The following is an 11235-nucleotide window of genomic DNA, read 5'->3' on the forward strand; positions in this document are numbered from 1 at the left end:
CATCGCTTCCGCACGAGCGGATCAGTCGCCGTTCCACTTGGCGTCTTCGGCGTCGGCCTGCTTCGTGCGTTCCTTGGCGATCTCCAGGGCGCGCCGGGCCGTCGCCTCGTCCGGGTACGGGCCAAGGAGGTCGATGCTCCGGCCTCGTTCCAGGTGCTCGACCTGATTCGTCTTGGTGTTGAAGTACCAGCCCTGATCCGGGTTCGGGTCGCTCGACATAGGACAAGCCTGACATCACCCGGACGTCCTGTCATCACTTGCGATAGCGGTAGGGGATCTCCGTGGGATCGCCGGTCGGGCCGAACTCGCCACCCTCGGGCGGGTCGACCTTCGAGCTTTCCGGCACGTTCTCGCCGAGTTCGTCGAACCAGCCCCGGTGCATCGGGACACCGCGCGGCGGGGTCGCCGGTTCGGGCGCCATGGGGATTCCCGGCGGTGGTGACACCGGCTGCGTCGAAGGAGGAGCCGGGGGCATCGCGGACGACGGCGGCGTCACGGGCGGCTCCGGCTCGGCCTGCGACGGCGCGGCGGCGGCCGGGGCTTCCGGGGTTGAAGGCGGCGCGCTCACCGGCGGAGGCGGCGGCGTGTGGTTTCCGGGCGGCGACTGCGTCCGGGTGGGCTGAGGTAACGGCGGCTGGGACACCGGCGCCTGAGGTGCGGGCGTTTGCGGGGCGGCTTGGGACACAGGTGCTTGGGGCATGGCGGGCTGCGAGGCGGGCTGCTGGGCCGGCGCCTGAGATGCGGCAGCCTGCGAGGCCGACGCCTGGGACGCAGCGGGCTGCGGAGCGGGTGCCTGAGTCGACGCTTGAGGCGCGGCAGGTGCCTGAGGCGCGCCAGCCTGCGGGGCGGGAGCCTGAGGCGCGGGAGCCTGCGGCGCAGGCACAGCCATCCCCTGATTACCCGGCAACGGCGGCGCGGGCGGCCCCGGAGGCGGCGCGACCGTACGCCACACCGGCGCGGGCCCGATGTTCATCGGCGCCGGAGCGCGAGGCGGCTGCCCGGTCGCGGGCGGCGCGGCCTGCGAAGGCGGCGGGGGCGCCTGCCGCTGCGCAGGCTTCGGAATCGGATCCAGACACGAGACGAGCACCGTCGTGTTCGCCGGATCCTCGACCTTCCGGCCGCTGCGCTCGCGGTAGATCATCTCGCCTTCGGTGTCCATCTCGACCAGGTAGCCGGCCTCCGCCAGCTGCTCCTCGTCGAGATCGACGAGCTTTTCGTAGCGCGACGGGACCACCCGGTAGATCGGCCAGGCGAGCCGGGCGTTCTCCTGGTGGAACTGGGCCAGCAGGGCGGCCATCTGCTGCTGCCAGGGCAGCGACATCCCCTCGGCCAGCGAACGCGGCAACACGACGTAGCCGGGATCGACCCCCGGCCAGCCCTGGTTCAGCTGGTCGGCCAGCGGGGTGCTCGACGCCGGCCGCGCTGCCTGCCTCGCGGGCTGGGCGGTGCCGAAAAGATCGCGGGGATCGACCTCAGGGCCGTTCCCCGGCGCGGGCTTGCCTCGCCTTCCGAATTTCCGTGCCACGTTCTTCATCCTCTGCCAGTGTGCGGCCGCGTGCCGGTGGACAGGCCGCCACTTCGGGTGAATCCGATGGTCCCGCGATCGCGATACCACGCGCTCACCATGCTAAACGCCAGGACGGACCGCCTGCGCGACCACTTCGGCCTCGTCGAAGGAGAAGTCGCGGATGTGCACCGGCACCCCGGTCTGCTGCGCTTCGACGATCTTGCCGTCGCCCAGGTACATCATCACGTGGTGGATGGTCGCCGGGTTCGACGGCACGGTGGCGAGGAACAGCAGGTCACCCGGCTGCGCCTGCCGCACCGGCAGCATCGCGCCGCCCTTGTACTGGTCACGCGAAACCCGCGGGATGATGATCCCCGCCGACTCGTAGGCCCGCAGCATCAACCCGGAACAGTCGTAGCTGTTCGGTCCGGTGGCGCCCCAGACGTACGGCTTTCCCTGCTCGGCGAGGGCGAACTTGATGGCCTGCGCGGCCGCCTGGCTCGGCGGCACCACGCTGCCGACGCTCGTGCCGCAGCCGACGACGTCGACGATCTGGCCCTCGTTCTGCACGAGGAGGGCGGCCATCGGCTCCCAGTTGTGGTACCGGTCGGGGAAGCCGGAGCGCTCGACGCGCTGCGCGGCGTCGCCGGGCCGCATGTTCTCCCAGTTCGGCACCGCGAGCAGGACGTCGTAGAACTTGTTGACCTGGTAAGGCGGGTCGGTGACCTGGGCGACGGTGCCCCAGCCCATCGACGGCCGCATCTGGAAGATGCCGAGCGAGTCGCGGTCGCCGTAGGTCAGGTTCCGCAGCTTGGACTCGGTCATCCCGGCCTGGATCGCCACCTGCCACGCGCGCGGGGACAGCGAGCGCTGCTTGCCGATCGAGATGATCAGCGCGACGATGCCCTTCTGTTCTTCGTCCAGCTTGTTGATGTCCGAAGAACCGCGATCGGTCTGTCCCGGCAGGGTCGGCCCGATCGACGCGTCGCAGGAGGTCTTGACGACCCCGCCCGACTGCGCCTCCACATGGTCGGTCACCACCTTGGTGACCGTGCTCGTGGTGACCACCGCGGCGAAGACCGCGGTGATCAGCACACCGACGATGAGTCCGATCTTCATCGGGTCAGCCCGCTTGGGTGAACTTGGTGACCCGCCATCCCGGGTTCGTCTTGACGACGGTGACCCGGACCTTGGGGCCGTCCGTCGGGACGTCGACCTCCATCGACCCGGTGACCGAGGACGCGACCCGCGGCTCCCCGTTGACCCTGGTCGCGGTGATGTTGGCGGGATCCACCGTCCGCAGATCCGTGGACCAGAACTCGTCGGTGGTGTACGGCTTCAGGCCGCTCAGCCACTGCTCGGTCGTCGTTCCGTCGGGATGGTTCGCCCATGCCGTCACCCACTCCTTGGCGACCCGGACACCGTCCTGGTCAGGTGGCGCGGAAGACGGCGGAGGCTGGGTGGTGAGCCTCGGCGGCAATGTCGACGTCACGGTCACCGGCGCCGCGACGCCGGGGCGTGAGGTGGCTGTCGCCGACGAACCCGGCCCGCTGGCCGTCTGTCCCGGTTTTCCGATGGCCTTGGGCAGCAGGATGCCCAAGGCGGTGAGCACGACCGCGAGGATCACCAGCGTGCCGACGAGGTGGCGGGGCGAGCGCAGCGGCCAGCCCCACAGTCTGCGGTAGACCGCGGTCCGCCCGCGGTTGGTCCGGATCGGCATGGGTCACCGGCCCACAGCGTGGTCTGTGTCGCGGACTTCCTCGCGGACCTCGAGCCCGCGCGACGGCCGGTACAGCACGAAGACCGGCTTGCCCGCGACGACTTCCGGGTCGACGCGCCGCGGACGCGGAGTCGACGGGCCGGCTTGCACCGGAACGGCACCCGAGTAGTCCGGAGTCGTGTAACCGCCACCCGCGGTGTTCATCCGCGACGGCACCACGACCGGTTCGGGTTCGTCACTCCAGCGCCGGTCGGCGACCGGTGACGTGTCGACCCGGCGGCTCGGGACCTGGATCGGGCTCCGGCCGCCGGAGGTGAACATGGAGTCGCCCGGATTGCCCGCGGACGGGTTGTACTGGCCGAACACCGGAACGCCTCCGCCACCACCGGCGGGCAGCGCGGGCATACCGCCCCCACCGCCGACGGCGCCCGGCCAAGGCGCTCCGGACCAGGCCGCCGCGGGGCGGATCGCGCCGGAACCGTTGTCGAGCCGCTGGGAGCTGGCGAAGATCGTCGCCTCGGGCCGGAACCGCCCGCCGCCGACCGTCGCGCCCACGGGACCGCGGAGGTCGCCGTCGACGACGTCGTCGGTGTCGCGGACGTTCTGCCAGAACGCGTCCTGCGGGGTCGGCTCGTTGTTCTTCTTGCGGAAGCGGGAGAAGAGCCCGCCGCGCGGTGAAGGCATCGCGCCGCCGACCATGCCGACGGACATCTCGACCATCTGCCACAGCCGCCGCACGGGACGACCGACCATGAACAGCAGGACGGTGATGATCGCGGCCAGCACCATCTTCGTCAGCAGGGACAGCGAGTTCCCCGCGGTGAAGATCGCCTCCAGGAGGAGGGTGTGCACACCGGCCAGCACCGAGAGCACCATGAGGTTGAAGGCGACCGCGCCGACGACCTTCAGGATGCGCTGCATGATCTGCGGCTGGAGCAGCGCGATCAGGCCGATCAGCGGAGCCGTCAGGACGAAGATCCTGATCAGCACCTGCGCGAGCAGCACCGTGGCCTTGGCCAGCAGCTGGAACAGCGAGTAGAAGATCCCCTGGCCCAGCGAAAGGAAACCGGCGCCGACACGGCTGCCGTCCTCACCGGTGAAGTACCCGGTCGCCGGGCCGAGCTTGGTGGAGATGTCCTTGAACGCCGCCTTCTTGGAGTCGACCAGCGCGGCGTCGGCGTCCCCGCCCTGCTGGATCTGACCCCAGGTGAACGCCCGCGCGTCCAGCAGCGCCGGCCCGTACTGGATCGCCTGCGGCGAGTCCGGGCTGCCGAATTCGCCGCGGAGCCAGTTGTCGTAGACGACCCGGCAGTGCAGCTCGGTCGGGACCCGGTCCCACGGCTGGCGCGCGGCCACGGCCTCCGGAGTCGCCTGACACGGCTGCGCGTTGGGCGGCTGCGGCTGGGACGGCGGCGGCGTCTTGGCCTCGTCGATGAACCCGGCCTGGATATTGGTCGTGGTCTGCACGATCGCGTTGTCGATCGGATCGAGGAATCTCAGCAGTGCCAAGGAGGACGCGGCCAGCCAGACCGCGGCGAGCCCGTAGAGCGCCCGTTTGCTGACCGCCGCGAGATCGCCGCGCCAGATGTTGCGGAACAACATGATCGACATGATCAGCGCGGCCAGCCCGAACAGCTGCGCGTAGATGTTGTTGTAGACCTTCTCGGCCCCGGCCTTGACGGCGTTGTACAGCGGGCTGAGCAGGCTGCCCTGCAGCACGGTGTAGTGCAGCGAGTTCGTGGCACCGACGATGTTCTTGCCGATGTTGAACAGCTGGTTGCCCGCCCAGGTGTCGATCGTCGAGTTGGGCGAGGTGATGCCCGCGAGCGGGCCGCAGTCGGTTTCGAAGGTGTCCCAGACGTGTCCGGCGTATCCGTAGACGTTGTACGGGCTGCCGCCTTCACCGCGAGCGGTGGCGGGCGGGTCGAGCGCGCCGACCATGCCCGCGCCCGGCCGTTCCGGGTTCGGGGCCTCGCCACAGGCCGCCGCCGACGCCGCCGGAGCGGTCGCCACGGCCTGAAGACCCAGGATCACCATGACGACGAACATCGTCGCGCGGCGGCTGGGTCTGGTCTTGCCCGGCCGCGGCCCCTCTTTGAGACGGCGGCGCAGCGCGTGCCAGCCGGCGGCGAACGCGAGCACGAACGCCAGGGTGAGCACGGTGTTCATGCGGCATCCCTGCCGGTGCCACCCTTGCCGGCGCGCGCGTGCTCGCCTTGACCCCCGCTACCGTTATGTCCATTTTGGACCGCGCCCTGGACCTCACCCGTCTCCGCGGCGAGCGGATCCGGGGCGCCCAGCATCTGCTCGTCGGTGAGGCCGACCTCGAGTTCGGCCGCGAGCTCCAAGTCCTCTTCGAGCTCGAAGTCGTCTTCCGGCGGCGAAGCCACGAACGGCTTCTCGTCCGGGACCGCCAGTTCGTTGCCCGGCCTGGACGGTTTGGCGTCGGGCGAACCCGGCGTGGTGTCCATGACCCGGCGCAGGTGCTCCAGATGCGGGCCGGAGAAGTCGACGCGGATCCGCTCCACGCCGCCGGCGCCGTCACCGAAGATGAACTGCCGCGGCTCGACGTCGCGCTGGAGATCGCGTTGCGAACCGGGACGGCGGCCCAATGCCGCGACGACCTGTTCGTAGCCGACGCCGACCGGGACCTTCAGCAGGCGCAGCGCGTCGGCCTGGGCGTCGTCGTCGTCGAGACGGCCGACGAACACCGAGTCCAGCAGCGCCACGAAACCCTGGATCTTCAGGAAGTCCGCGGGGATCTGCGAGGACAGCAGGACCCGGACGTTCCACTTTCGCGAGTCACGCGCGAAGCGGTTCATCAGCACGCGGCCGGTCGGGACCTCCGAGAGGAAGAACGCCTCGTCGATCCAGACGCCCTTGCGCAGCTCCTTCGGCTTCTCGTACACCGACCGCTGCGTCAGCCACGCGGCGAGGTTCAGCATCTCGACGCCGAGGGATTCCGCGTCCGTCCAGTACTCGCGCGGGACGCCGTCCTTGGGCAGGGTCAGCCCCGCCATGGTCAGCACGGTCATCCGGTCGTCGCGGGTCTCGGAGTACGGGTCCGCGTCGGTCTCCGGGATGAGCAGTGCCATCCGCTCGCGCATCTCGTCGAGGAAGTCCGCGACGACGACGGCGTGCTCGTGGTGCTCGCTGGAGTCGCGCCGCAGCGCGTCGATGACCTGGCCGGGGTCGGCGTCGAACCGGCCGCCGACCGCGCGGACGGCGCGCAGCAGCACGATCCGGGTCTGCGCCATCCGCGAGACCTCGTACGGCAGGACGCCGGTGAGGACGTCGAGCACGAGTCGGCGTCGCGTCGCGCCGGCGAGGGCCTTCTCCCGCCGCCAGGAGCGCTCGGGGTCGTCCTCGTCCATGAAGTGCTCGAGCTGCGGCTCGGCGACCACCCGGTACGGGTTGAGGATGCCGGGCTGCGCGTTGAGCAGGTTGATCGGCCGGGCGTACGGACGCAGCTCGGGCAGGTCGCACAGGCGCGACAGCGGGCCCGAGGGGTCGAGGATCGTCCAGTGCGCGCCCGCGCGGAGCGTCTTGTAGACGATGCCGCCGCCGAGGAACGACTTACCGCCACCGAGGCCGGCGACCATCGCCGTCAGCCCCGAACCGTCGCGGATCTCCTGCGCCATCCACGGGTCCCACGCCACCGGGCGCCGGGTCGCGGTCACCGTCTCGCCGAGCAGGATGCCGCGGCGGTCGCCCACCTCGGCCGTCGCGGTCGGCACGGACGACGCCGCCCACACGACCGAACCGCGGCGCATGTACGCGGCCGAAGCCAGCGGCTCGCCAGGGATGAACTCCCTGGCCAGCGCGTACTGGGCCTCGGGATGCTCGACGGCGATCTTCGGCTTGTAGAGGTCGAGAAGCTGCTGGGCGAGGCGCAGCGCGTCCCGCTCCGTCGGCCCGGACACCGCGAGCCGCCACCAAGACCGCACACGGGTGGCCAGCGCGGTGAAGCCCGACGTCATCTCGTCGTCGATCTCCAGCACCCGGCCCGCCTGGCGCGCCAGCGACTGCGGCGGCTCCAGCTCGTGCTCGTCGGTGTAGTGCTTGACCTGCGAACGCACCTTGTTCATCTGGCGCTGCAGCTCACCGGCGACCTCTTCCGGGCGCCGGACGTAGATCCGCGCGGACACCTCGACCGCGGCGGGCAGCCGGTCCGCGTGCTGGATCCACGGGTCGTCGACCTCGGGGATCTGGAGGCCGTGCATCTGACCGACGGTGAGGACGGCGAGATGCCGGGAGACCCCGGCGTTCGACCCCGTGCGGCCGCGGACGGTCACCGTGGGCGCGTACGGCTCGGCGTGGAAGTCCGCCGCGTCGGTGAAGCTGGCGAGGTCCTCGGGCTCCCAGGCCGCGCCGGGGACCGCGGGCATGTTGCGCGGCGCGGGCAGGCCCAGCGAGCACGAACGGTGCATCAGCCAGGACATCTCCTCGGCGTGCACCGGACGGCCTTCGAGCCCGGCGGAGCCGATCACCTGGTCGAGGTGCTCGACCTCGGAGTCGAGCGCGGCCAGCTCGGCGTCGACGGCCTCCGGCAGGATCTTGCGCAGCACCGGGGCGGCGCTCTCGACCGCGCGGTCGATCATCCGCCTGGTCTGCACCTGGACGCCGAGGTAGACCTCTTTTTCGGCCATCGAACGGCCCATCAGCTGCTGCTGCTCGCCGATGAGGTAGTCGTCGAAGGACAGCGCGCCCTGGACGTCCTGGGGACGGCCGACGGCGTTGTGCACGTGGGCCTCGGCCCACATGCGGATCGGGTACGGCCGGTTGGTCACGCGCAGGTGCAGCCAGCGGCCCTGGAGCTCCGCGTACTGACCGGCGATGGCCGCGATCAGGTCCCGGCGCTGCGAGTCCGACCGGAACGACCAGCGCTGCGGCGCGAGCCGGTACCAGGCGTACACCTCATAACCGGTGCGTAACAGGTGCCCGTCGATGCTTCGCGCCGCGATCGACGGGGTATACGAGGGTATGGCCGCCTCGCCGGGCAGCCGCCTCCCCTTGCCGGCCTTCTTGGGCTGCGCGGAGCGGACCTGCTGGGGCGGGTGCCAGGTCCCCTGCTGCAGATCTCGATCACGTTTTCCTCGGCTTCCGCCGCGACCGAACAACGACTACCTCCCGGCCCGAGCCGCGGGGCGGCTCCGACGCGCTCGTGGTGTTCCCTGAGCTCCGGCGCCGCCGCCGTAGCCGTGGTGCTGGTACTGCCGTCTCCTGCGGTGCTTCGGTAGCGGGCGGTTCGCCCGTACCCGGACGCGGGATGCGCTGGCGGCGCCACCCGTGCCCGTGGTCCGTTCTCTTGGTGTGTTGAGCTCTTTCGCCGCCATCGCGGCCACGGCGCCCAGCGGACGCTCGTGGCTGATCTTGGCCGTGATCAATCGGGTGATCACAATTGTGGCGACGAAGGCCCAGGCGGTCGAGAAGAACCCGAAGCTCCAGCCCGCCCACCGTTCGACGGTGAGCACGAGCAGGAAGACCGGGATACCGACGAGCCACGCGACGTAGCGGGCTCTCCAGGGAAAAGTCGCTTTCGGCGGGCCGAGCCACACGGCGTCGACCCGGTAAACCTCGTCATCGGTCCGGATACGCAACGCGAGCCCTCAGCCTGTGAAGAGGCCGGCGATCCACTGGCCCACGTTGACTCCGGCGCCGCTCACCGCGAGGCCGATGATCGCCAGCGCGATCACGACACCGGCGAGTCGGCGCATGACACCCGCGTTGTCCCCTTTGCCACCGCCCAGCCACAGCAGGAGGAGCGCGACGGCAAGCAGCACCAGGGGGATGATGTTGTCGATCAGCCAGGTGCGGACGTTGCCGGTGCCGAGCTCTCCGCCCTGGGCCAGCGTGTCGAGGGTGGTCATGGTCATCATCGCATTACTCCCGGTGCGCGGAGAGGGGGATCGCGCGGTTCTGGCTCGGTGGTGCTTCGAACATCATGGCGTCACGAGGCGTAGTGGTCAAAGCGCGCTCTGTAGATGTCGTTTTGTCTACAGTTCACAGAGCGAGGCACAGCACCACGACCATCCTCGGTCTCCATCATCGTTGCAAGGGTCGTCAGGATTAACCCCGGCCACCCGTATTTCGCAGTGTGCTGACGGCCTCACTCGGTTGCGAGGCAACTTGCTCACTGTGAGTACGGGTCGGCCGCGGCGATTTCGGCCTCGACCAGTGTGACATGACTCGTTCGGTGGCTTCTCGCGAGTCCGCTGGGTGAACACGCATTCGACAAAAATCATGAGTGCGGATCAAGCGAAAGTCACACGTCCGTTACCCAAAGCGAAAACGGGGACCGTATTTTCGCTACATAGCGTGATTATCGGCCCGTGGAGAACACATTCGCGGGAAAAGCGCCCGCTTCGACGGCCTGACGGCTCAAAGGTCCGCACAGCTCGTGAAGCCGTTTCGTCTTCTCCTCGCCGAGGCGCTCCCAAGGCCCCGTCGACGCCGCGTTCGTGGCGACTTCGAGCCGCTCGCGAAGATCGTTCCCGGCCTCGGTCAGGCCGCCTTGGTCATCCAGGATGCCCTGCTCGCGGAGCTTGGCCGCCGCGTCGTCCCACTGCTCGTCACTCCAGCCGCGGGACGCCTTGGCCGCGGCGGGCAGGAACCCCTTGCCGGTGGCGGTGTGCGTGACGAGGGCGGCGAGCCCGTCGAGCCCGTTGGCGACGAGCGCGGCGATATGCCCGTCGCCGCGATGCTCGCGCAGGAGGGTGATGGCGTGCCACAGGACGAGATGCGGCTCGCTCGGCCAGTCGAGACCCGCGTGCCCGGCGAAGAGGGGACGGCCGTCGACCTGGCAGCCGCCGGTCGCCTCACGGGCGAGCTCCGCCGCTTCGGCGACCTCTTCGGAACCGAGCGTCTCCTTGCCGAGCAGCCGGGTGAGCGTCGCGTCGACGGCTTCGAACCGGGCCTCGATGATCTTTTCGGGCGTGGCCAGCGTCCACGCGCGCGGAATGTGGCGGGCGACGAGTTCGGGGTTGAAGTTGTAGAAGGTCGCCGCGACCACGCCGGGTCCCACCGCGCCCATCGGCGCCGCGCGGCCCGCGAAGTACGTCATGCGCCCCGGGCGGAGACCCACGCCGGTGAGCGCGGCTTCCGTCTCGGGGGCGAAGTAGGTAAGGGAATGCAGTACATCGAACGTTCCGCGGAACCGTCCCGTGACGCGACTCGCTTCACCCATGAGGGGCAGCCTACCGACAAGTAGCACAGGGCGCAGCGTCCGAAGGGGCGGCGGTGGGAGCAAGGGACCTTTGCTATCACTTCCGCAGGTCGGGGTGGTCGTGAGTGGCGTTTCGGGTTAGAACCCGAAACGCCACTCACGACCACCCCGACCCACCGCTCACCGCCGCCGAAGTCCGTGAAGGTCTCCTTCCTTACCCTCAAGGTAGGTAAGGAGGCCTTCACGGACCTACTGTCCATCCGGCAAGTACATGAAGGCCCCCTTCCTTGCGCTAGGCGCAAGGAAGGGGGCCTTCATGTACTTGGGCGGCCACAGGGGCGTGCTTGCCCGTCGCGGGTTCCGTTAAGGCCACCTTGCGGGACTCTGGGTCCTTCACGGAACGGCAGCGCCCAGCCGCGAGAGAAAGAAGTACGGACGAGCCGGCGTGTAAGCCGGATCCTGTCCCCGCCCCGCCTTGCGGCGGCACGGGTGGCGGCCATCCATCTAGGCCCGCCGTCGCCGGCGGGCTCGAGCGGCCTACCCGCAGGCTCGGGCGGGCAGCCCTCGATCGCCTGCGCAGGAGCCTCGCGGCTCCCTCTTGGCCTTGCTCCGGGTGGGGTTTACCTAGCCGTCCTGGTCACCCAGGACGCTGGTGGTCTCTTACACCACCGTTTCACCCTTACCCCCGCCCGCGAAGCGAGCGGAGGCGGTCTGTTTTCTGTGGCACTGTCCCGCGGGTCGCCCCGGGTTGCCGTTAACAACCACCCTGCCCTGTGGAGTCCGGACTTTCCTCGAACCGGTTTCCCGGCTCGCGGCCGCCCCGCCGACTCGTCCGTCGGCGAA

At 69.8% G+C, this 11235-nt stretch carries 9 protein-coding genes and 1 other RNA gene; all 10 read right to left on the minus strand.

Annotated features, from left to right (window positions below; translation table 11 throughout):
- Positions 1–21: 21 nt before the first annotated feature.
- Positions 22–219 carry a hypothetical protein gene (locus H4W30_RS35100; protein ID WP_007035345.1) on the minus strand — a complete coding sequence of 66 codons (198 nt, stop codon included), beginning with the start codon at positions 217–219 and terminating at the stop codon, positions 22–24.
- Between the two features lie 34 nt (positions 220–253).
- Positions 254–1525 (minus strand): hypothetical protein, encoded by a 1272-nt coding sequence (locus tag H4W30_RS35105; RefSeq protein WP_192746483.1) that lies wholly within the window; start codon positions 1523–1525, stop codon positions 254–256.
- Between the two features lie 102 nt (positions 1526–1627).
- Positions 1628–2626 carry a C40 family peptidase gene (locus H4W30_RS35110; protein ID WP_126736531.1) on the minus strand — a complete coding sequence of 333 codons (999 nt, stop codon included), beginning with the start codon at positions 2624–2626 and terminating at the stop codon, positions 1628–1630.
- 4 nt (positions 2627–2630) lie between these two features.
- Entirely contained in the window at positions 2631–3227 is a 597-nt protein-coding gene (locus H4W30_RS35115) for a hypothetical protein (RefSeq protein ID WP_192746484.1), read from the minus strand.
- A gap of 3 nt (positions 3228–3230) precedes the next feature.
- Positions 3231–5396, minus strand: coding sequence for a magnesium transporter (locus tag H4W30_RS35120; protein ID WP_192746485.1), 2166 nt, complete (start codon positions 5394–5396; stop codon positions 3231–3233).
- On the minus strand, positions 5393–8347 hold the full coding sequence (locus H4W30_RS35125) for an ATP-binding protein (protein ID WP_192746486.1): 2955 nt from the start codon (positions 8345–8347) through the stop codon (positions 5393–5395). Before H4W30_RS35125 ends, H4W30_RS35120 begins: the two co-directional genes overlap by 4 nt.
- A 3-nt stretch (positions 8348–8350) precedes the next feature.
- Positions 8351–8827 (minus strand): hypothetical protein, encoded by a 477-nt coding sequence (locus H4W30_RS35130; protein ID WP_076153445.1) that lies wholly within the window; start codon positions 8825–8827, stop codon positions 8351–8353.
- Between the two features lie 9 nt (positions 8828–8836).
- The gene (locus tag H4W30_RS35135) at positions 8837–9106 is read right to left on the minus strand and encodes a hypothetical protein (RefSeq protein ID WP_126736535.1); all 270 of its coding nucleotides are present in this window, start codon (positions 9104–9106) and stop codon (positions 8837–8839) included.
- A gap of 443 nt (positions 9107–9549) precedes the next feature.
- The gene (locus H4W30_RS35140; RefSeq protein WP_192746487.1) at positions 9550–10413 is read right to left on the minus strand and encodes an SCO6745 family protein; all 864 of its coding nucleotides are present in this window, start codon (positions 10411–10413) and stop codon (positions 9550–9552) included.
- A gap of 411 nt (positions 10414–10824) precedes the next feature.
- Positions 10825–11223: RNase P RNA component class A (rnpB, locus tag H4W30_RS35145), an RNA gene on the minus strand.
- Positions 11224–11235: the final 12 nt, after the last annotated feature.

This window comes from Amycolatopsis roodepoortensis, from assembly GCF_014873915.1.
In the GTDB taxonomy this organism is placed as follows: Bacteria; Actinomycetota; Actinomycetes; order Mycobacteriales; family Pseudonocardiaceae; genus Amycolatopsis; species Amycolatopsis roodepoortensis.